The organism is Kineococcus sp. DHX-1, assembly GCF_042473625.1.
Classification (GTDB): Bacteria; Actinomycetota; Actinomycetes; order Actinomycetales; family Kineococcaceae; genus Kineococcus.
The window spans coordinates 1,576,727-1,597,583 of record NZ_CP170445.1 but is presented as its reverse complement, the minus strand read 5'-3'; the positions used below and the strand labels follow the sequence as shown (position 1 = coordinate 1,597,583).

The 20,857-nt window shown below is 75.5% G+C and carries 18 protein-coding genes; 8 read left to right on the top strand and 10 right to left on the bottom strand.

The genetic code is table 11. From position 1 onward, the window contains the following. The first annotated feature begins 80 nt into the window (after window positions 1–80). Genes ACFEMC_RS07705 through ACFEMC_RS07695 form a run of 3 tightly spaced genes read left to right on the top strand, consistent with a single transcriptional unit; the run spans window position 81 to window position 3,666 of the window. Window positions 81–1,166: a polyprenyl synthetase family protein gene (locus tag ACFEMC_RS07705; RefSeq protein WP_380175131.1), complete on the top strand. Its 1,086-nt coding sequence runs from the start codon at window positions 81–83 to the stop codon at window positions 1,164–1,166. Next, window positions 1,163–2,698 carry a phytoene desaturase family protein gene (gene crtI, locus ACFEMC_RS07700; protein WP_380175129.1) on the top strand — a complete coding sequence of 512 codons (1,536 nt, stop codon included), beginning with the start codon at window positions 1,163–1,165 and terminating at the stop codon, window positions 2,696–2,698. Before ACFEMC_RS07705 ends, crtI begins: the two co-directional genes overlap by 4 nt. Next, window positions 2,695–3,666: a phytoene/squalene synthase family protein gene (locus ACFEMC_RS07695; protein WP_380175127.1), complete on the top strand. Its 972-nt coding sequence runs from the start codon at window positions 2,695–2,697 to the stop codon at window positions 3,664–3,666. Before crtI ends, ACFEMC_RS07695 begins: the two co-directional genes overlap by 4 nt. 18 nt (window positions 3,667–3,684) lie before the next feature. Here ACFEMC_RS07695 and ACFEMC_RS07690 read toward each other — a convergent pair whose 3' ends face one another. Next, window positions 3,685–4,080, bottom strand: a complete 396-nt coding sequence (locus ACFEMC_RS07690; protein ID WP_367636040.1) for an Rv2175c family DNA-binding protein — start codon at window positions 4,078–4,080, stop codon at window positions 3,685–3,687. A gap of 205 nt (window positions 4,081–4,285) precedes the next feature. On the opposite strand from ACFEMC_RS07690, the gene ACFEMC_RS07685 reads away from it, so the two are divergent. After that, window positions 4,286–5,407, top strand: coding sequence for a LysM peptidoglycan-binding domain-containing protein (locus tag ACFEMC_RS07685; protein WP_380175124.1), 1,122 nt, complete (start codon window positions 4,286–4,288; stop codon window positions 5,405–5,407). Window positions 5,408–5,452: 45 nt separating this feature from the next. Further along, a complete protein-coding gene (gene pknB / locus ACFEMC_RS07680; RefSeq protein ID WP_380175122.1) occupies window positions 5,453–7,327 on the top strand; it encodes a Stk1 family PASTA domain-containing Ser/Thr kinase in 1,875 nt (624 codons plus the stop codon). Window positions 7,328–7,385: 58 nt separating this feature from the next. Here the strand turns inward: pknB and ACFEMC_RS07675 are convergent, their stop codons facing one another. The 3 genes from ACFEMC_RS07675 to ACFEMC_RS07665 all read right to left on the bottom strand — a co-directional run bounded on the left by ACFEMC_RS07675 (window position 7,386) and on the right by ACFEMC_RS07665 (window position 10,797). Continuing rightward, window positions 7,386–8,795: a class II 3-deoxy-7-phosphoheptulonate synthase gene (locus ACFEMC_RS07675; protein ID WP_380175120.1), complete on the bottom strand. Its 1,410-nt coding sequence runs from the start codon at window positions 8,793–8,795 to the stop codon at window positions 7,386–7,388. A gap of 43 nt (window positions 8,796–8,838) precedes the next feature. Further along, window positions 8,839–9,870, bottom strand: coding sequence for a 6-phosphofructokinase (locus tag ACFEMC_RS07670; protein ID WP_380175118.1), 1,032 nt, complete (start codon window positions 9,868–9,870; stop codon window positions 8,839–8,841). Between the two features lie 96 nt (window positions 9,871–9,966). After that, window positions 9,967–10,797, bottom strand: a complete 831-nt coding sequence (locus ACFEMC_RS07665) for a lysophospholipid acyltransferase family protein (RefSeq protein ID WP_380175116.1) — start codon at window positions 10,795–10,797, stop codon at window positions 9,967–9,969. 89 nt (window positions 10,798–10,886) lie between these two features. Here ACFEMC_RS07665 and ACFEMC_RS07660 point away from each other — a divergent pair, with 89 nt between their 5' ends. Beyond that, window positions 10,887–11,525 (top strand): hypothetical protein, encoded by a 639-nt coding sequence (locus ACFEMC_RS07660; protein ID WP_380175114.1) that lies wholly within the window; start codon window positions 10,887–10,889, stop codon window positions 11,523–11,525. A gap of 2 nt (window positions 11,526–11,527) precedes the next feature. Here the strand turns inward: ACFEMC_RS07660 and ACFEMC_RS07655 are convergent, their stop codons facing one another. From ACFEMC_RS07655 to ACFEMC_RS07640, 4 genes are all read right to left on the bottom strand, one after another. After that, the gene (locus ACFEMC_RS07655; RefSeq protein ID WP_380175113.1) at window positions 11,528–12,274 is read right to left on the bottom strand and encodes an endonuclease/exonuclease/phosphatase family protein; all 747 of its coding nucleotides are present in this window, start codon (window positions 12,272–12,274) and stop codon (window positions 11,528–11,530) included. Then, window positions 12,271–13,362: an ROK family glucokinase gene (locus tag ACFEMC_RS07650; RefSeq protein ID WP_367636033.1), complete on the bottom strand. Its 1,092-nt coding sequence runs from the start codon at window positions 13,360–13,362 to the stop codon at window positions 12,271–12,273. Before ACFEMC_RS07650 ends, ACFEMC_RS07655 begins: the two co-directional genes overlap by 4 nt. A gap of 32 nt (window positions 13,363–13,394) precedes the next feature. Continuing rightward, entirely contained in the window at window positions 13,395–14,390 is a 996-nt protein-coding gene (locus ACFEMC_RS07645; RefSeq protein ID WP_380175111.1) for an ROK family glucokinase, read from the bottom strand. Window positions 14,391–14,504: 114 nt separating this feature from the next. Then, window positions 14,505–15,179, bottom strand: a complete 675-nt coding sequence (locus tag ACFEMC_RS07640) for a hypothetical protein (protein WP_380175109.1) — start codon at window positions 15,177–15,179, stop codon at window positions 14,505–14,507. A 236-nt stretch (window positions 15,180–15,415) separates the two neighbouring features. Here ACFEMC_RS07640 and ACFEMC_RS07635 point away from each other — a divergent pair, with 236 nt between their 5' ends. Next, window positions 15,416–17,215: an AMP-dependent synthetase/ligase gene (locus ACFEMC_RS07635; RefSeq protein WP_380175107.1), complete on the top strand. Its 1,800-nt coding sequence runs from the start codon at window positions 15,416–15,418 to the stop codon at window positions 17,213–17,215. Window positions 17,216–17,231: 16 nt separating this feature from the next. Further along, window positions 17,232–18,611: a hypothetical protein gene (locus ACFEMC_RS07630; RefSeq protein WP_380175105.1), complete on the top strand. Its 1,380-nt coding sequence runs from the start codon at window positions 17,232–17,234 to the stop codon at window positions 18,609–18,611. Here ACFEMC_RS07630 and ACFEMC_RS07625 read toward each other — a convergent pair. After that, on the bottom strand, window positions 18,514–19,695 hold the full coding sequence (locus ACFEMC_RS07625) for a glycosyltransferase family 4 protein (protein ID WP_380175103.1): 1,182 nt from the start codon (window positions 19,693–19,695) through the stop codon (window positions 18,514–18,516). The genes ACFEMC_RS07630 and ACFEMC_RS07625 overlap by 98 nt on opposite strands. Next, a complete protein-coding gene (locus tag ACFEMC_RS07620; RefSeq protein WP_380175101.1) occupies window positions 19,692–20,855 on the bottom strand; it encodes a hypothetical protein in 1,164 nt (387 codons plus the stop codon). The genes ACFEMC_RS07625 and ACFEMC_RS07620 overlap by 4 nt, the downstream gene beginning before the upstream one ends. Window positions 20,856–20,857 lie beyond the last annotated feature (2 nt).

Below are 20,857 nucleotides of genomic sequence, written 5' to 3'. Positions count from 1 at the left end.
GTCCGTTCGCCCGTGTCGGGGGTCGTGCCTAGAGTGCCCCTGTGCCGCCCACCCCCCGTGTCGAGTCAACGGCCGTCGAGATGAGCTCCCCCCTCCGGGCGACGGCTGAACTGCGGACCGCCGTGTCGACGGTCCTCGAGGAGTTCCTGCACGACCAGACCGCCGTGCTGCGCGAGGTCAGCGCCGACTGCGACCCCGTCCTCGACGCGATCGCCGCCCTCCTGCGCGGGGGCAAGCGGCTGCGTCCCGCGTTCTGCTTCTGGGGCTACCACGGCGTGGCCGAGGACCTGCGGGACGACGGCATCGTCACCGCCGCCGCCGCGCTGGAGCTGTTCCAGGCCGCCGCACTCATCCACGACGACGTCATGGACGACTCCGACACGCGCCGCGGCCAGCCCGCCGTGCACCGCCGGTTCGAGGCGCTGCACCGCGAGCAGGACTGGGAGGGCAGCCGGACGCGCTTCGGCCTGGCCGGCGCCGTCCTCGCGGGCGACCTGTGCCTGAGCTGGAGCGACGAGCTGTTCTCCCGCAGCGAGCTGCCCGCCGAGGCGATGCTGCGCGGCCGCCGCGTCTTCAACACCATGCGCACCCAGCTCATGGGCGGTCAGTACCTGGACATGCTCGAGCAGGCGTCCTCGACGCAGCGCGGCAGCGACGGCGCGGTCGACCGGGCCCGCCGGGTCCTGACGTTCAAGAGCGCGAAGTACTCCATCGAGCACCCGCTGCTGCTCGGCGGGTCCCTCGCCGGCGCCTCGACCGACCTCCTGGCGGACTACTCCCGCTTCGGGCTCGCCCTCGGTGAGGCGTTCCAGCTGCGCGACGACGTGCTGGGTGTGTTCGGCGACCCGGCTGAGACGGGCAAGCCGGCCGGTGACGACCTGCGCGAGGGCAAGCGGACCGTTCTCGTGGGGCTGGCCGTCCAGAGCGCCACCCCCGCCCAGGCCGAGACGGTGCGCCGGCTGCTGGGAGACCCCGACCTGACGACGGAAGGTGTGGACACGTTGCGCGACGTCCTGACGGACACGGGTGCCCTGGCGGGGGTGGAGGCGCTGATCGAGCAGCAGGTCGAGGTGGCCTGCCAGACCCTCGACGGCGCCGACCTCACCGAGGACGCGCGCGGGGCGCTGCACGCCCTCGTCGTGGCGGCCACGAGCAGGCGCTCGTGAGCGCGCTGGACTGGCTGCCGGGCCGCACCCGGCACGTCGCGGGACGCACCGACGACGTCGTCGTCGTGGGGGCGGGCCTCGCCGGGCTGTCCGCGGCCATGCGGCTGGCCGGGGCGGGGCGCAACGTCACGGTCCTCGAACGCGAGGACGTCCCGGGCGGGCGCGCCGGGCTGGTCGTCAAGGACGGGTACCGCTTCGACACCGGCCCCACGGTCCTGACGATGCCGGACCTCATCGCCGACTGCTTCGACGCGCTCGGCGAGGACATGGACGACTGGCTGGACCTGCACCCGGTCGATCCGCTCTACCGGGGCAACTACGCCGACGGCACCTCGCTGCACGTCTCGGCGGACGTCGAGCGCACCGCGCAGGCGATCGGTGAGCTGTGCGGAGCCGCCGAGGCGGACGGCTACCGGCGCTTCGTCGACCACGTCGCGAACCTGTACCGCTGGGAGATCCGCGACTTCATCGACAGCAACATCGACACCCCGCTGGACCTGCTCAAGCCGAACCTCGTGCGACTGCTGGCCGCAGGGGGCTTCAAGAAGCTGGCGCCCGAGGTCGGCAGGTTCCTCAAGGACCCGCGGACCCAGCGGATGTTCTCCTTCCAGGCCCTCTACGCCGGTCTGTCGCCGTACGACGCGCTGGCGCTGTACGCGGTCATCGCCTACATGGACTCCGTCGCGGGGGTGTTCTTCCCCAAGGGCGGCATGCACGCCCTGCCCACCGCGATGGCGGCGGCCGCGGAGAAGCACGGCGTCCAGTTCCACTACGGCGCCACGGTCGACCGCGTCGAGCGTGAGGGCGGACGGGCGACGGCCGTCACCACGACGGACGGGCGCCGGTTCCCGGCCGACGTCGTCGTCCTGAACCCCGACCTGCCCGTGGCGCGCGAGGAGCTCCTCGGGAAGCCGGTGCGCCGCACCCTGTCCTACTCCCCCAGCTGCTACCTGCTGCTGGCCGGTTCGTCCAAGGACTACCCGGACCCGGTGCACCACTCGATCCACTTCGGGAACGCCTGGAAGGAGGTGTTCGCCGAACTGCTCGACGGGCGCCTCATGAGCGACCCGTCGGTGCTCGTGTCGCGCCCGACCGTCTCCGACCCGTCCCTGGCCCCCGCGGGCAAGCACATCTACTACGTGCTGTTCCCGACGCCGTCGCTGTCGGCGGGGTCGTCCCGGCTGGACTGGGACCGCATCGGGCCGCGGTACCGCGAGCACGTGGTGGAGACGCTGGAGCAGCGCGGCTACACCGGGTTCGCCGAGGGCGTCGAGGTCGAGGACGTCACCACGCCGGCCGACTGGGAGCGCCGCGGCATGGCCGACGGCGCGCCCTTCGCGGCGTCGCACTCCTTCCGGCAGACGGGTCCGTTCCGGCCCGGCAACCTGTGGGGCGAGAACGTCGTCTTCACCGGGTCGGGCACCCAGCCCGGCGTCGGGGTCCCGATGGTCCTCGTGTCCGGGCGCCTGGCCGCCGAACGCGTCACCGGCCGCGACCGGGCGTACCGGTCCCGCGCCTGGCGCAGCGCGTGATCCCCCGCAGCAGCGCCGTCTGCCTCGACGCCGCCGCGCAGGACGACCCGGCGCTGCTGGAGGAGGACCTGCGCGAGGCGTTCGAGGCGTGCCGCCTCCTGCACGCCGAGCACGGCAAGACGTACTACCTCGCGACGCTCCTCCTGCCGCCGGCCAAGCGGCCGTACGTCTGGGCCCTCTACGGCTTCGCGCGGTACGCCGACGAGTTCGTGGACTCCCTGACGGACCCGGACCCGGACGCCCTCGTGCGGTGGTCGGACGAGTTCATCGCCTCCCTCGACTCCCACCGTGACGGGGAGGGGGCGGCCGAGCCCGTCGGGCGGGCGATGGCGGCGACGATGCGCCGCTGGGACCTGCCGCGCGAGCATGTCGAGGCGTTCCTGGAGTCCATGCGGATGGACATCACGACGACCGGCTACGCCACGTACGAGGACCTGCGCCACTACGTCTACGGTTCGGCGGCCGTCATCGGGCTGGAGATGCTGCCGGTCCTGGAACCGCTCACCCCGGACGCGGCACCGCGCGCCCGGGCGCTCGGCGAGGCGTTCCAGCTGACGAACTTCGTCCGCGACGTCGGGGAGGACCTGGACCGGGGACGCGTGTACGTGCCCGAGGAGGACCTCGCCCGCTTCGGGCTCACGCGGGAGGACCTCTTCGCCGCGCGGGCCGCGGGCACGACCCCGCAGGCGGTCCGCGACGTGCTCGCCTTCGAGGCGGAACGGACCCGGGAGCTGTACGCGTACGCCGAGCCGGGGCTGGACATGGTCCACCCCACGTCGCGGGACTGCCTGCGCACGGCCTACCTGCTCTACGGCGGGATCCTCGGCGAGGTCGAGGCCGCCGGCTTCGACGTGCTGTCGCGCCGCGTCAAGGTCGGGATGGGCCGGCGGCTCGCCGTCGCCGTGCCCGGCCTGGTCCGGGCGCGCCTCGCCCGCTGGGACGAGGCGCGCTGGACGACCGCCTCCTGAGACGCCGCGCCGGGCGGCTCAGAAGCTGAGCGCCTGGGCCCGTCGCCGGATCTCGGTCTTGCGGTTGGCCCGCAGGGCGTCGATGGGGGTCCCCGGCAGGGTGTCGTCGGGCGTGAAGAGCCAGGCCAGCGCCTCCACGTCGGTGTACCCCGAGTCCATCAGGACCGACAAGGTGCCCTTGAGGTGGTTCAGGGGGCCCTCGTCGGTGACGAACGCGGCCGGGACCTGCGCCACGGAGCGCTCGCCGCGCCGGACGGCGACGAGCTCGCGCTCCTGCAGCCAACGGCGCACGACGCGCTGGTCCTGGCCGGTGCGCTCGGCGACGTCGGGGACGGTCAGCCACTCCGGGACGAGGCCGTCCAGCTCCTCGGTGCTCTTCTCCCGGGCGATCTCTGCTCTCAGCGGTGCAACCACCCCTCCAGTCTGCCGTGTCCGCCGCGGGGGCGACACCGGTCACCGCGCGCTCACCTTGCGACGCGCCCGGTCACCTCCCGTGCTCGGCGGTGCTCCTCCGACATCGTGGACGGCGGTGCGTCGGAGGGGTCCGCTAGGTTCAGCCCTGCCCCACCGGTGCACTCCCGCACCAGCTGCACCACCCGTCACGACTGCGAGGGACGCCATGGCCGACGAGACCACTGACACCCCCACCACCGGTGCGCGTCGCGGACGGTGGCTGGCCGCCGCGCTCGTCGGCGCCGCCGCCCCCACCGCCCTCGTCCCCGCCGCGCACGCCGCCGCGGCCCCCGGCGAGACCGTGGTGACCGTCGAGGCCGGGGACACGGTCGGGGCCATCGCCGCCGCGCACGGCACGACCGTCGACGCCGTCGTCACCGCCAACGGGCTGGGTGCGGACGCCTTCGTCGTCGAGGGGCAGCAGCTGCGCGTCCCGGGGCCGCAGAGCACGTCGGCCGGCGGCTCCTACACCGTGCAGGACGGCGACACCCTCTCCCACATCGCCCTGGCGCAGGGCACGACCGTCGGCGCCCTGCGCGACGCGAACGGGCTCACGGCCGACGGCTTCCTGCGGGCCGGTCAGGTGCTGACGCTGCCCGGCGGCACGGCCGGCGCCTCGACCTCGGGCGGGCGCGCCCCCGCGGCGGGCGGCACCTACACCGTCGCGGCCGGCGACACGCTGTCCCACATCGCGCTGGCGACGGGGACGAGCGTGGCCGACCTGGTGGCCCTCAACGGCCTCGACGCGGCCGGGTTCATCGTCGAGGGCCAGACGCTGCGCACCGGTGCCGCCGCCCAGCCGGCCAAGCCGGCGACGTCGCCGAAGCCCACCACCCAGGCCCCGGCCGTCTCGGACGCCGTCTCGACCAACCGCGCCCGCATCCAGGCGAGCAAGCAGCCGAGCAAGGCGGAGATGCGGGAGATCATCCGCTCCACGGCGGTCCGGCTCGGGGTGGACCCCTCCCTGGCCCTGGCCATCGGGATGCAGGAGTCCGGCTTCCAGATGAAGGTCGTCTCCGGCGCCAACGCCATCGGGGCCATGCAGGTCATCCCCAGCTCGGGCGAGTGGGCCTCGGATCTGCTCGGGGAGCCGATCGACCTCTTCGACGCGCGCGACAACGCCAAGGCCGGCGTCGCGATCCTGCGCACGCTCGTCGCCAACAACGCGCCGGACGTCGCGATCGCGTCGTACTACCAGGGGCAGGCCTCGGTCCGGTCCCGCGGCATGTACGACGACACCCGGCGCTACGTCGCGAACGTCCAGACGTTGCAGGCCCGCTTCCGCTGAGTCGCGGCCCGGTTCGGACGCTGAGTCGACCTAGACTCGCTGACCGTGGACGCGACCCTCTCCGACCCCCTCGTCGGACGACGCCTGGACGGGCGGTACCACGTCCTGGGCCGTGTCGGCCGCGGGGGCATGGGCGTGGTCTACCGGGCCGAGGACGAGCGGCTCGAGCGCGTGGTCGCCCTCAAGGTGCTGCGCGCCGACCTCGCCCACGACCCCACGGCGCGGTCCCGGTTCGTCCGGGAGGCCAAGTCCGCGGCGCGGCTGACCCACCCGGGCATCGTCGCCGTCCTGGACCAGGGCGTGGACCACGAGGGCGGCACCGAGACCGCCTACCTGGTCATGGAGCTCATCGACGGGCGCACGCTGCGTGACGTCGTCCTCGACAAGGGAGCCCTCACCCCAGGTGAGGCCCTCGGCGTCACGGCGGACGTCCTCGACGCCCTCGCCGAGGCGCACCGCAAGGGCGTCCTGCACCGGGACGTCAAGACGGCCAACGTCCTCGTCGCCGACGACGGCCGCGTCAAGGTGGCCGACTTCGGCCTGGCGCGGGCCGCCTCGACCGGCGGCCAGAGCACGACCGTCGGCATGGGCGACCTCATGGGCACCGCGGAGTACCTGGCGCCCGAGCAGCTCGAGACCGGTGAGACGGACGCGCGCAGCGACGTGTACGGCGTCGGCGTCATGCTCTACGAGATGCTCACGGGCGCGCCGCCGTTCACCGGCGACAGCCCGTTCACGATCGCCTACAAGCACGTCCACGAGACCGTGCCGCCGCCGTCGGTGAAGGCGCCCGGCCTGCCGAAGGCGCTCGACGCGCTCGTCCTCGACGCCCTGGCCAAGCACCCCGACGAACGGCCCGCCGACGCCGGGGAGATGCTCGAGCAGCTGCGCGCCGTGCGGTCGTCCCTCACGCCCGCGCAGCTCAGCGCCCGGGCACCCCGTCCCGCGGTCCCGGCTGCGGCGGGCAGCACCACCCGCATCGGAGCCGTGGCGGCGAAGGACGAGGCGGACCCCGCCCCGTCCTCGGAGGGCCACCGCTCGCGCCGGGGCCTGCTCGTGGGCCTCGTGCTGCTCGTCCTCGCCGTCGGTGCCGGCATCTCCTGGTACTTCCTCGCCGGGCCCGGCGCCTACACGACGACTCCGGCCGTGGCCGGCAAGTCGCCGCAGGAGGCCACCTCGATCCTGCGCGCGGCCGGTCTCGGCGTCGACGAGCAGCAGGGGTACAGCGACACGGTCGCCGCCGGTCTCGTCGCCTCCAGCGACCCCCGTGACGGGGACCGCGTCCGCAAGGACGGCACCGTGACCATCGTCGTCAGCCGTGGGATCGAGCAGTTCGCCGTCCCGGACGTCGTCAAGGCCTCCCAGTCCGACGCCGAGGACCAGCTCCGCGAGACGGGGCTGGCCGCCGGCGCCGTCAGCCAGGAGTTCAGCGAGGACGTGCCCGAAGGGGCCGTCATCCGCACCGACCCCGCGGTGGGACAGGTCGTCAACCACGACACCCCCGTCGCCCTGGTCGTCTCCAAGGGCCGCGAGCCCATCGACGTGCCGAACGTCGTCGACCAACCGCAGGACGCGGCGCAGAAGGCCATCACCGACCGCGGCCTGACCGTGGGCGACGTCGACCAGCAGATCAGCGAGACGGTGCCGAAGGGGCAGGTCATCTCCCAGACCCCCGCCGACGGGACCCTCTTCCGCGGTGACGCGGTCCAGCTCGTCGTCTCCTCCGGGCCGCCGCTCGTCCAGGTCCCCGACGTCCAGGGCAAGAACGTCGACGCGGTGACGCAGCAGCTGCAGGCCCTGGGCTTCAAGGTGGCCCGCGACAACTTCCTCGGCGGCGTCTTCGGCACCGTCCGCAGCAGCGACCCCGCCGCCGGACAGAGCGTCCCGAAGGGCTCGACGATCACCCTGACGGTGGTCTGACCCCTGAGCACGACGAAGGGCCCGGGACCGCGAGGTCCCGGGCCCTTCGTCGGACCGGTCAGCGCTGGGAGAGCATCTCCGCCGCGAGGAAGGCCAGCTCGAGGGACTGCTGGTGGTTCAGGCGCGGGTCGCACAGCGACTCGTAGCGGGTCGCCAGGGCCGCGTCGTCGATGTCGAACGCGCCGCCGAGGCACTCGGTGACGTCGTCGCCCGTGAGCTCGACGTGCAGGCCGCCGGGCACGGTGCCCAGCGCGCGGTGCACCTCGAAGAACCCGCGCACCTCGTCCACGACGTCGTCGAACCGGCGCGTCTTGTACCCGCTGGTCGAGGTGATCGTGTTGCCGTGCATCGGGTCGCAGACCCACGTGACCTGCGCGCCGGCCTTGGTGACCCCCTCGACGAGCGCGGGCAGGGCCTCGCGGATCGTCGAGGCACCCATGCGCGTGATGAAGGTCAGCCGGCCCGGCTCGCGGTACGGGTCGACCTTCTCGACCAGCGCGAGCGCGTCCTCGACGGAGGTCTTCGGCCCCAGCTTGATGCCGATGGGGTTGCGGATCTTCGAGGCGAAGTCCACGTGCGCACCGTCGAGCTGACGGGTGCGCTCCCCGATCCACACCATGTGGCCCGAGACGTCGTAGGGACCGCCCTGGCGCACGTCGGTGCCGGCCGGACCGCTGAGCGGCGGCTCCTCGTCCAGCGTGCGGGTCAGCGGCCGCTCGTAGTCGAGGAGCAGCGCCTCGTGGCTGGCGAAGAAGTCGACCGTCTGCAGGGCGTCGAAGTCGGCTCCGCAGGCGATCATGAACTTCATCGCCTTGTCGATGTCCCGCGCCAGCGCTTCGTACTTCGCGTTGGCCGCCGTCGCCGCGAAGCCGCGGTTCCACTCGTGGACCTTGCGCAGGTCCGCGTAGCCACCGGTCGTGAAGGCGCGGATGAGGTTCAGCGTCGCCGACGACGTGTGGTAGGCCCGCAGCAGCCGCTGCGGGTCCGGCGTCCGGGACTCGGGCGTGAACGCGTAGTCGTTGACGGCGTCACCGCGGTAGGCGGGCAGCGTCACACCGTCGCGCGTCTCGTCGTTGCTGGAGCGCGGCTTGGAGAACTGACCCGCCATGCGGCCGACCTTGACCACGGGCAGCGAGGCGCCGTAGGTCAGGACGGCCGACATCTGCAGCATCGTCTTGAGCCGGCGGCGGATGCCGTCGGCCGTCGCGCCGGCGAACGTCTCGGCGCAGTCCCCGCCCTGGAGCAGGAACGCCTCGCCGCGGGCCGCCTTGGCCAGCTGCCCGCGCAGCTGGTCGGCCTCCCCGGCGAACACGAGCGGCGGATACGACGCGAGCTCCGCCTGCACCTCGGCCAGCGCGGCGGCGTCCGGCCACTGCGGCTGCTGAGCGGCGGGCAGGTCCGGCCAGCTGGTGCTGGACTGACCCGGGATCGAGCTCGGGGCGGTCGTCGCGGTCGTGTGCGTGCTCACGCGGGCCAGTGTCGCACCCCGGCGCCCCCGCGGGCGCCGGAGTTCACCAGTGCAGCCCCGCCGTCTCCGCGCGCCTGCTGTCGGGAACCGTTCGCAGGACGCCGGTCGCGTCCGCGAGCGGCACCTGCACCACGTCCACCCCGTGCAGCGACGCCATGGTCCCCAGGTTTCCCGCTGCGAGCGCCTCGATCGCGCTCAGCCCGAACCGCGTCGCGAGGATCCGGTCCGCGGCCGACGGCGTCCCGCCGCGCAGCAGGTGGCCCAGGACCGTGACGCGCGTGGACAGCCCGGGCACCCGCGCGGCGATCTCGTGCTCGAGGGCGTCGCCCGCCCCGCCGAGCTGGACGTGCCCGAAGGCGTCCCGCGGCGAGTTCTTGACGGCCTCGGCGCCGTGCACCTTGGCGCCCTCGCTGACGACGACGAGCGGCGCCTCGCCGCGGGCCAGCACCTCACGCACCGTGGCGCCCACGGCGTCGAGGTCGACGTCCGCCTCGGGCAGCAGCGTCACGTGCGCGCCCGCCGCCATGCCCGTGTGCAGGGCGATCCACCCGGCGTGTCGGCCCATCACCTCGACGATCATGGCGCGGTGGTGGCTGGCGCCCGTCGTGCGCAGGCGGTCGCACGCGTCGACGGCGGTCTGGACAGCGGTGTCGAAGCCGAACGTGGCGTCGGTGGCCGACAGGTCGTCGTCGATCGTCTTGGGCGCCCCGACCACGGGGACGCCCGCCTCGTGCAGGGCCGTCGCGACGCCGAGCGTGTCCTCGCCGCCGATGGCCAGGAGCGCGTCGACCCCGAGGGCGGACAGCTGCGACCGCACCCGGGCCACGCCCTGCTCGACGCCGTCCTTGAGCGGGTTGGTCCGGGACGAGCCCAGGACGGTGCCGCCGACGGTCAGCAGCGGCCGGACGGTGGCCTCGTCGAGCGGGACGGTCTCGCCGTCCAGCACCCCGCGCCAGCCGTCGACGAAGCCGACGAACTCCATGCCGTGCCGCTGCGTCCCGGCGATGACCGCCGCCCGCACGACGGCGTTGAGACCGGGGCAGTCGCCGCCCCCGGTGAGGATCCCGACCCGCATCCTGGACTCCACTCCCCGGCGTCCTCGCCGGCGTGCCTGACCCCGGGGAAGACCCGCGGGACGACCCTTGGACGGCAGCACTCTGCCACCGCGCGGTCAGCGCGTCGCGGCACCCCCACCCGGCGCGTCGTCGCCCGCCTCCGGAGGCCGTGGCGGCTCCCCCGTCGGGGCGGCACGGCCGCCGGGCCCACCGGAGGACGGCGTGGTCGGTTCGGGCACGCCCGTCCCCCGCGACAGCTCGGACCGCAGGCGGCTGCGCTCGGCGTAGGCGTCGACGTACTCCTGGTGCGAGAGCGCCTGGATCGCGGCCATCACCTCGTCGGTGACCGAGCGCACGACGAGCTGGTCGTCGGCCCGCCCGGCGTAGCGGGAGAAGTCGAGCGGCTCACCGACGACGACGCCGACGCGGCGCACCTTGGGCAGCACGCGGCCGGTCGGGAGCAGGTCCTCGGTGCCGACCATCGCGACCGGCAGCACGGGGGCGCCCGAGGCCAGCGCGATGCGGGCCACCCCCGTGCGCCCGCGGTAGAGGCGGCCGTCGGGCGACCGCGTGCCCTCGGGGTAGATGCCGAACAGCTCACCGTCGCGCAGCACCGACACCGCGCTGTCGATCGCCGCCGAGGACGCACGACCGCCGGAGCGGTCCACGGGCAGCTGCCCGATGCCGTGCATGAGCCCGGCCGTCAGCTTCCCCTTGAGGCCCGTGCCCCGGAACAGGTCGGCCTTGGCGATGAAGGTGACGCGGCGGCGCACGACGGTGGGCAGCAGCACGGTGTCGGCCGCCGACAGGTGGTTGCTGGCCAGGATCGCCGGGCCGGAGGTCGGGACGTGCTCGAGCCCGCGCACCCACGGCCGGAAGACGGCGGTGACCAGCGGTTCAGCGACGAGCAGCTTGATCGGCCAGTACAGGACCGGGAACCGGGGCACCTCCGGAACGCTACCTGTGAGCACTCCCACCACACGTCGAGACCGCGTCGACCTCGACCGGTCCCGGCCCGGCGTGACACGATGAACGCGTGTCCCGCACCCCGGACGACGGTTCCGGCCCCCTCGACGTCGACGCGGCGTTCGCCGAGATCGTCGCGCACTGGGGGGACGACACCGCGGCGCCGGAACGCGCGGACGACGCGCGGGACGCGACCCCGGCCGAGCCCGCGGACACGGCCGGCACCGACGACCCGACCCGTGACGGCTCGCCCGCGACGCCGGCCGAGGACACCACCGCCGCCGAGGACCGGTCCCCCCGGCACCGCGCCGGAGCCGAGGACCCGGCCGAGTCCCCCGAGGACCGCACCCGGCTCGTCCGGCCGGCCGCGCCGTTGCCGCCCGCCCCGCGCGAGGACGTCCCGTCCCCGGAGTGGTTCGCGACCCCCCGCCAGCGCGACGACGAACCCGCTGAGCTGCGGGCGCTCGGCGAGGACCGCTTCGTCCCCGCCGACCCGTCCCCGCTGCCGCGCGACGTCGTCGGCTGGGCCGCCTGGATCGCCGTCGTCGGCTCCCCGTTGTTCCTCCTCGTCGTCGCACTGGGGTGGAACGACGTCCCCCAGCTCATGACGGCCATCACCGCGGCGGTCTTCGTCGCCGGGTTCGCCACGCTCGTCATCCGCCTCCCGAGCAGCCGGGACGACGACGATGACGACGGCGCCGTCGTCTGAGTTCAGCGGGGTCCGACGGGCAACAGCAGGTCCGCCACCACGGGCAGGTGGTCGCTCGCGCCCGGGTGCCCGGACGGGACGTGCGCGCCGACGACGCCCAGCTGACGGTCCGCCAGCAGCAGGTCGAGCCGGCGCCGCGGGGAACGGGCCGGGAAGGTGGGCTGCGGGTCCCCCGCGGCCTCGGCGACGTCGACGAGGACCGTGCACAGCCGCTGGTGGACCGGGCCGCCCGGTTCCTCGTTGAGGTCTCCCGCGACGACGGTGGGCGCGTCCCGCCAGCGGCCGACCTCACCGTCGACGGCGCACCCCGGGGTGAGCCGGGACAGGTGGCCGAAGCGCTCCCCCGCGTCCAGGCCCAGGTGCACGCTGCGCACGAGCACCGCGGCCGACCAGCCCTGCTCCACCGGCACCCGCACGACGGCCTCGGCCGTCCCACGCGGCCGGACCGGCTTCCAGCCGCGCCGTCGTGGGATCGGCAGCGCGCGCACCCCCGCGGCCCGCACGTCGACGCGGGTCGCGGTGAGCACGGCGGTGCCGGCGCCCTCGGGGCCGGACGCGGCCACCCACAACCCCGTGTCGGCGGCGAGGACCCCGAGCCGGTGCCGGGCCAGGACGTGCGTGGGCACCTCCTGCAGGCACACGACGTCGGCAGCCGCCGTCCGGAGCACCTCGCGGACGGCGAGCGTGTCGTCGAGCAGCTCCCGGACGTTGAACGTGGCGACCCGCAACGGAGCCTGCGCGGTGCTCACCCCCAGCCGCGGGACAGGTCCGCCGCCCCCACGAGGCCGGCGGCCGGGCCCAGGCTCGCGCGGGCGATGGTCAGCTCGGGCCGGAACCCACGCCCGGTCAGCGTGCGGCGGTAGGCGTCCCGGCACGGGCCGAGCAGCAGCTCGTCGGCGTCGGAGACCCCGCCGCCGATGACGACGGTCCCCGGGTCGAGCGCGGCGGCCAGGTTGGCCACGCCGATGCCCAGCCAGCGCCCGACGTCCTCGAACAGCTCGACGGCGGCCGGGTCCCCGGCGCGGGCGGCGTCGGTGACCATCGGGCCGCTGATCGCCTCGGGGTTGCCGCCGGCGAGGTCGAGCAGGTGGTGGGCCACGGGCGAGTTCGACCGCGCGAGCTCGCGCGCCTCCCGGACGAGGGCGTTGCCGGAGGCGTACTGCTCCCAGCAGCCGCGGTTGCCGCACTCGCAGCGGTGGCCGCCGGGCACGACGATCATGTGCCCGAACTCGCCCGCGATGCCGTAGCGGCCGCGGACGACGCGGCCCTGGGTGACGATCCCGCCCCCGATGCCGGTGCCCATGGTCACGCACACGAGCCGGGACTCCCCGCGGCCGGCCCCGAAGCGGTACTCCGCCCAGGCGGCGGCGTTCGCGTCGTTCTCGACGACCGTGCGCCGCCCGACGCGCCGGCCCAGACGGGTGCGGACGCGCCGCTCGACGGCTTCGCGCAGCGGCTCGTTGCGCCAGGCCAGGTGCGGGGCGAACAGGACGTTGGCGCGCTCGGCGTCGACGAAGCCGGCAGCGCCGATGCCCACGGAGACGATGTCGTGGTGGGCGGCGAGCTCCTCGACGACCTCGGCGATCGTGTCCTCGACGCCCTGGGGGCTCGTCGTGGGCGTCTCGCGGCGCAGCTGCGCGACGACGCGACCCTCCCCGTCGACGACGCCTGCGGCGACCTTCGTCCCGCCGATGTCCACGCCGACGGCCGGGCCGTCCCCGATGAAGACGCGGCGCGTCTGCTGCCGCAGCCGCTGCTGCAGCGCGACGCGACGCGGGTCGGGGGCGCGGCGGCGGCGGGGGGTGCCGGGCACGCGGGGTGTGCGGGGGGTGGCCATGCGGTCTCCCGGGGTCGTCAGGTGGCCGGGGTTCAGACGCGGGCCAGGTCCGCGGCGCCGATGATGCCGGCGTCGTTGCCCTTGGTCGCGGTGCGCAGGGGCGGCGGCTTGCGGTGGGTCCGGCCGGACAGGTTCTCGGCCAGACTGACCCGTGCCGGGCCCAGGAGGAGGTCACCGGCGCTCGACACGCCGCCGCCGATGACGACGACCTCGGGGTCGAGCATGGCGACGAAGCTCGCGACGGCCTCCCCGAGCCAGCGGCCGACGTCGGCCAGCAGCCGCGCGCAGCCGGGGTCGCCGGCCTGGGCGAGGCGGGTCACGACGGGGCCGGTCACGGCCTCGGGGTCCCCGCCGACGGCCGCGAGCAACGGCGCTCCGTCCGAGTCTCCCGAGCGCAGCAGGTCGCGCGCGTCGCGCACCAGCGCGTTGCCCGCCACGTACTGCTCCCAGCAGCCGGAGTTCCCGCAGCCGCAGGCGCGCCCGCCGGGGACGGCACGGACGTGGCCCAGCTCGGCCGCCGCCCCGTTGGCCCCGCGCTGCAGGACACCGCCGGTGACGATGCCGCCGCCCAGGCCGGTGCCGAGCGTGAGCATGACGAGGTCGTCGACGGCGTTGCCGTGCTCGTCCAGCCCGCCGCCGAAGCGGTACTCGGCCCAGGCGGCGGCGTTGGCGTCGTTCTCGACGACGACGGGCGCGTCGATCCGCGCCTCGAGGTGGTCGGCCAGCGGCTCGTCGCGCCAGGCCAGGTTCGGGGCGAACACGACCTGGCGGCGCGCGGCGTCGACGAAGCCCGCGGCCGCGACGCCGACCGGACCGAAGACGTGGGTGGTGCGCAGCTCCGCGACGGCGTCCGCGACGGCGTCGGCGATGGCCGAGGGGTGCGAGGCGGGCGTCTCGCGCCGGGTCTGGACGAGGATCTCGCCGCGGTGGTCGACGACCCCGGCCGCGATCTTGGTCCCGCCGATGTCGACTCCGACGGCGTTCTGCACCGGGTGGGGGACGGGGTTCTGGGGTGCCAGCTCGACCATGCCGGTGCGGTTCTCCCTGCGACGTCGGCCCCGCGGCGCAGCAGGGCGGCCACGCGGTCGCGGGGCCCGCCCGAGGCTACCCGGTCGGCGCCTGCGGGCCCTCGCCCGGTGGCCTCAGCCCAGGACCGACCCGAGCACCGCCATCCCGCCCAGCAGCAGGGCCGTCAGACCCGTGGCGCCGCCGGCCGCGACCAGCACCTTCGCGCGACGGCTGCCGAGGCCGCGCAGCCCCGTGCCGCCCTCGCGGGACAGGGCGCCCAGCATCCGGTCGACCTCGGCCTCGTCCAGGGCCGGCGGCCCAGGCGTCCCGTCGGCGCTCGCGTCCGGGGTCTGGAGGTCGAGGGCGAGCTGACCGTCCTCGTCCTCCAGCACCCGCGGGGCGGCCGGCACCGGGACGGCGACCGGGCGCACGGCCGCCGGGGCGGAGGCGGCGATGGCCGGGGCCGGGGCCGGGGCCGGGGCCGGGACGGGCAGCAGGGAGGTGTGGCACAGCGAGCACCACCGCTCCTCCGGGCGGGTGCGGGACCCGCAGGACGGGCAGCGCTCGGGCGCGGTGGCGACGGGCGCCGGCTCGACGGGGGCCGGCTCGGCGGATCCGGGTGCCACCTCGGGCACGGCGAGCCGGCTGACGGGCGGTCCGACCTCGACGCCGCCGAACGCGGCCGACGTCGCCGTCTCGTGCCGGGCACCGCGACGGGGGGCCCAGCCGAGGTCGGTGTCGTCACCGTCGGCGGGGTGCAGCGCGTCGAGGAACGAGGTGGGCTGCGGCGCGCGGGAGTCCTGGCTCACACCTGTCGTCGTCGGCAGCCGGGCCCCGCACCTTGAGCGCCCGGGGAACCGTGCGCCCCCGCGATCGTTGACCCGGACGGGGCACGCGGTGGCGTGCCCGGGGCGCGCGGTGGGCCCGCCGGTAGGGTCGCTGCCACCCGCGAGGCCCCCCGGCCACCTGCGGCACCAGCACCACCGCACGACGACCGCACACCACGTCCTCGCAGAGCGGCGAGGCCGACCCGGGAGGAACCACCGTGCCGAGCAGCAGCGAGCCCCCGCTCGTCCCTCCTGCCACGACAGGGAACATGACGGACTGCGTCGCCGAGACGGCCCGCGAGGACCCGGGTCACGTCTCGGCCAGCCGGAAGCAGGCCGACGGCAACTGGCGCGACGTCACCGCCGCCGAGTTCCTCGGGGACGTCATGGCGGTGGCGAAGGGGCTGCTCGCGGCCGGGATCACGCCGGGCGACCGGGTCGGCATCATGGCGCGCACGAGCTACGAGTGGACGCTCGTCGACGTCGCCGGCTGGTTCGCGGGCGCGGTCACCGTCCCCGTCTACGAGACGAGCTCCCCCGAGCAGCTCGAGTGGATCCTGTCCGACTCCGGCGCCGTCGCCTGCTTCGTCGAGACCAGCGCCAACGCGGCGCGGATCGCCTCGGTCCGCGACCGGCTGCCGGGCCTGCGCGACGTCTGGACGCTGGAGGCGGGCGGGCTCGAGGAGCTGCGTGCCGCCGGCCGCGAGGTCCCCGACGCCGACGTCGACCGCTCCCGCGCCGTCGCGGGGCCGGGTGACCCGCTGACGGTGATCTACACCTCCGGGACCACCGGGCGCCCCAAGGGCTGCGTGCTGACGCACGGCAACTTCCTCGACCTCTCGCGCAACGCCGAGGCCGCGATCCCCGAGGTGCTGCGCCGTCCCGACGCCGCGACCCTGCTCTTCATCCCGCTGGCCCACGTCTTCGCCCGGTTCATCCAGGCGCTCTGCCTCGTGTGCCGCATCCGCGTGGGCCACACCCCGGACGCCAAGGACCTGCTGCCCGACCTCGGCGGGTTCCGGCCGACGTTCATCCTCGCCGTGCCGCGCGTCTTCCAGAAGGTCTACAACGGCGCCGAGCAGAAGGCCGCCGCGGGCGGGAAGCTGCGCGCCCGGATCTTCGAGCAGGCCGCCGCGACCGCCGACGCCTGGTCGCGCTCGCTCGACACCGGCGGGCCCTCGCCCGCGCTGCGCGTCCGCCACCTGCTGTTCGACCGCCTCGTCTACGCCAAGCTGCGCGCCCTGCTGGGCGGTCGTGTCGAGTACGCCGTCTCCGGCGGCGCGCCCATGGGCGAACACCTGGCGCACTTCTTCCGGGGCGCCGGGCTCGTCGTGCTGGAGGGCTACGGCCTGACCGAGACGACGGCACCGCTGACGGTCAACCGCCCGTCACGGCTGAAGATCGGGACGGTCGGGCCGCCGCTGCCGGGCACCGACGTGCGCCTCGCACCCGACGGGGAGGTCGAGGCCCGCGGGGTCGGGGTGTTCACCGAGTACCGCGGACGCCCCGACGAGACCCGCGACGCCTTCGACGACGGCTGGTTCCGCACCGGCGACCTCGGCTCCATCGACGAGGACGGGGCCCTGCGCATCACCGGCCGCAAGAAGGAGATCATCGTCACCGCCAACGGCAAGAACGTCGTGCCGGCGGCGCTGGAGGACCGGCTGCGGGCCCACCCGCTCATCTCCCAGGCCGTCGTCGTCGGCGACCAGCGGCACTACGTCGGCTGCCTGCTGACCCTCGACGAGGAGGCCCTGCCGTCCTGGGGCGCCAACCACGGCAAGCCGGGGCTGGACCTGGGCACCGCCCGCGCCGACGCCGACGTCCTGGCCGTGCTGCAGGCCGCCGTCGACAAGGCGAACGAGTCGGTCAGCCGGGCGGAGTCCATCCGCAAGTTCCGGGTCCTGACCGAGGACTTCACGGTGGAGAACGGGTACCTGACGCCGTCGCTGAAGGTGAAGCGGCACGAGGTCCTGCACGACCTCGCCGACGAGGTCGAGGCGCTCTACAGCGCGTGAACAGCCGGTTCTCCTGGTGACCCGTCGGGACGCGGCCGCGCTCGCGGCGTGGACGGCGCTGCTGGCGCTGGCCACCCACAGCGTCGTCCGCTACCGCTGGTGGATCGTCGCCGGCTACGTCGTCGTCGCGGCGCTCGTCGTCGCGCTCGCCTGGACGGCCCGCGACGACGCCGACCGCACGCCCCCCCGGACGGGCGCCTGGGTGCCGTCCGCCGTCCTGGCCGTCGTCGGGCTGGTGCACCTGACGGTGACGCCGTTCTCCTACCTCGACGCCCGGGCCTTGTCCGGGGTGCAGCTGGCCCTGGGCGTGGCCTCGATCGCCGCGGCGGGACTGCTGCTGCCCGGGCGGGGCGCCTCGCGCGTCCTGGCGGGGGCCGTCGCGCTCGTCGGTGCGGTGGCGAGCGGAGCTCTGGTGGTCGTCGGCGATCCCGCGCCGCGGATCGACGTGTGGGTGATCCTGCAGCAGGCCGCCGACGCCACCGCCCGCGGCGAGTCGGTCTACGGCCGCGAGTGGGTCGGCTCCCCCGGCATCTCCGACGCGTTCGCCTACCTGCCGTGGACGGCGGTGCTGTCGGCCCCGGGGCGCTGGATCGCCGGCGACGTCCGCTGGGCGATGCTCGCGCTCGTCGTCGTCAGCGCGCTCGCCGTGGCGGCCGTCGGGCGCTGGCGCCGGGGTGCGGTCGCCGCCGCGGCGCTGCTCCTGCTGGCGCCCGGGTCGAGCACGCTCGTCGAGCAGGCCTGGACCGAGCCGACCGTCCTCGTGGGTCTCGCGCTGTGGGCGTGGCTGGTCCGCGCCGACCGGGCGTGGTGGTCGGTCGTGCCGCTCGCCGTCGCGCTGGCCAGCAAGCAGCACGTCGTGGCGCTGCTGCCGCTGCTGGCCGTCTGGCCCCGGTTCGGCTGGCGCCGCGCGCTCGCCGCGACGGGCGGTGCCGGTGTCCTCATGGCCCCGTGGATCCTCGCCGACCTCGGCGTGTTCTGGCACGACACCGTCCGGACGATGCTCGGGCTGCCGCCGCTGCGGTTCGCCGACACCCTCTACACGCTCGTGCTCAACGAGACGGGCGTGCAGCTGCCGTTGCCCGTCGTGGGACTCGTCGTCCTCGGTGTGCTGGGAGCGGCCGTGGTGACGCTGCGACGGCACCCCGTCGGGCTCGCAGGGCTGCTGACGTGGTGCGCGGCGGTCCTGTTCGCGGCCAACCTCGTCAACAAGCAGGCGTTCTACAACCAGTTCTGGCTGGTCGGGGCGCTGCTGCTGCTCGCCGTCGCCGCCTCCGCCGGCGAAGGGGCCGTCCCACGGCTCACCGGGACGGTCCCGCGGGGTCGGCCGGCACGTCGGCCCCGGCCAGGAGGTCCGCGAGCCGCCGCGTCTGCTCCTCCCAGGTCCAGCGCCGGCTGACCCACTCCCGCCCCGCGGCGCCGAAGGCCTGCGACCGGGCCGGGTCGGTCAGGAGACCCGCGACCTCCCGGGCCACGGCGGCCTCGTCCCGGCCGTCGACGACCACGCCGTTGACCCCGTCCAGGACGGCGTCGGGCGCCCCGCCGGAGTCGCCCGCCACGACGGGCAGGCCGCACGCGGCCGCCTCGAGGTAGCAGATGCCCAGCGCCTCCGGCTCCAGCCCGCCCAGGCGGGTGCGCGTCGGCATGCAGAACACGTCCCCGGCCGCGTAGAACCCGGGAGCCTGCTCCCACGGGACGGCCCCGGTGAACACGACGTGCTCGCGGACGCCGGTCCGGTCCGCGAGCCGTTCCACGACCGTCCGGTGCGGGCCGTCGCCGACGACGAGCAGCGCCGCGTCCGGCACGAGCCGGCGCAGCGCGGGCAGGGCCCGTACGAGGACGTCCTGGCCCTTGCGGGCCACGAGCCGGGAGACGCAGACGACGACGGGCCGCTCCCCCAGGCCGTACCGCTCGCGGACCGCGCGCCGGGCCCGCGGATCCGGCCGGAACACGTCCGTGTCGACGCCGGGGGTCAGCCGCCGCATCCGCGACCGGGCGGCAGCCGTCAGCGGGCGCTGCACCTGCGAGCGGCACCAGTCCCCCAGGTACGTGACGACGTCGTTGCCCTCGCCGATGCGGCGCAGCGCCGTGCGCGACCCGGGCAGGCTCGACCACCACACCTCGTGACCGTGCGTCGTGGCGACCGCCCGCTCGACCCCCGCCGCGCGCAGGGCGGGGGCCATGAGGCCCAGGGGCGCGGCCGCCCCGAACCAGACGCGGTCGGCGCCGTGCTCGCGGGCGGTCCGCTGCACGCGGCGCACGATGCCGGGGGTCGGCACCATGAGCGGCGACGGGTCCCGCACGACGGTGACGCCCACGTCCGCGAGCGCCGCGTCGGTCCGCGCGTCCCCGCGCTGGCGGGCGGTGTGCACCACGACCGGCCCGCCGCCGTGCGCGGGGAGCCGCCGGACCACGGCGTGGACGAACGACTCGATGCCGCCGGTGCGCGGCGGGAAGTCGTTGGTGACGACGAGGGTGCTCACGGCACCCACCCCACCAGGCCGGTGGCGACGTCGCGGCGCCAGGTGGCGACGACCTCGGCGAAGGGCCTGTTGAGCCGGGCGGTGCAGGCCGCCTCGAGCGGGGTCCCGGTCCACACGTCCCGCACGAGCGCCGTGACGGCCGGCGTTCCGCTGGCGCGGGCGGCGGACGTCACGAGCGTCCAGGCAGCGGCGTAGGCGACCTGGACCCGTCCCGCGTCGGTGGCGGTGAAGTCCGCGTCCGCCGGGACCTGCGGCTCCCCCGGGTCGGCGAGGAGGGCGGCCGCGAGCGCTGCGGCGGAGACGTCCCGTCCCCGACGGGCGACGTGGTCGGCGTGGCCCTCGGTGAGCCAGCGCGGCACGACGGCCCCGGGCGGGCGGGGCGTCGCGCGGGTCGCGACGTGGACGAGCTCGTGCGTGAGGACGACGGCGCGTCCCAGCGGCGACAGCGTCGCGAACCGCTCGGTCGACAGGACCACCCGGACGCCGGCGGGCGCCCCGTCGGCCAGGTCGGCGTCGAGCCCGACCGCGACGGCGTCGACGTCGCCGCCGGTCCCGGCCAGCCGGGTCACGTCGGCCGCGCGCGGGACGACGACGACGGCCGTTCCGCGCGGCCAGTCGGTGCCCCAGGCGGCGTCGACGCGCGCGGTGGCGTCGGCGAGCCCGGCTGCGACCTCCCGGCCGACCGCCGACGGCTCGCCCACGTGCAGGACGACCCCACCCTCGACCCGCTGGGCCGTGACCGGCGCGGACAAGTCCCAGGGCTGCGGCGTGTCGGCGGCGAGGTGCAGCGCGCCGTCCCAGCGCACCGCCACCCCGGACGCGACCGCACGCGCCTCCCCCGCGACCCGCACGCGCAGCAGTCCGCGACCCTCCTCGCCGGACCCCACGGCGCTCGGGAGCCCTTCGACCGCCCAGTCGTCCAGGCCCGCGGCGAGGGCGGTGGCGTCGGCGCGGCGCAGCGCGCCCCGCTCGTCCGCGGCGACGGCGGCCCCGGCGCGGTCGAGGTCACCCGTGAGCAGGGCTCGTCGGCGCGCGGCCAGGGCCGCCCCCAGGGACGACGGCACGGGGGAACCGGCCGGAGTCGCCGGCCCGCACGCCGTGAGGGCCAGGGCCGGGGCGAGGAGGAGGGAGCGCCGCGGGACCGGCGGACGCGGGGGCACGC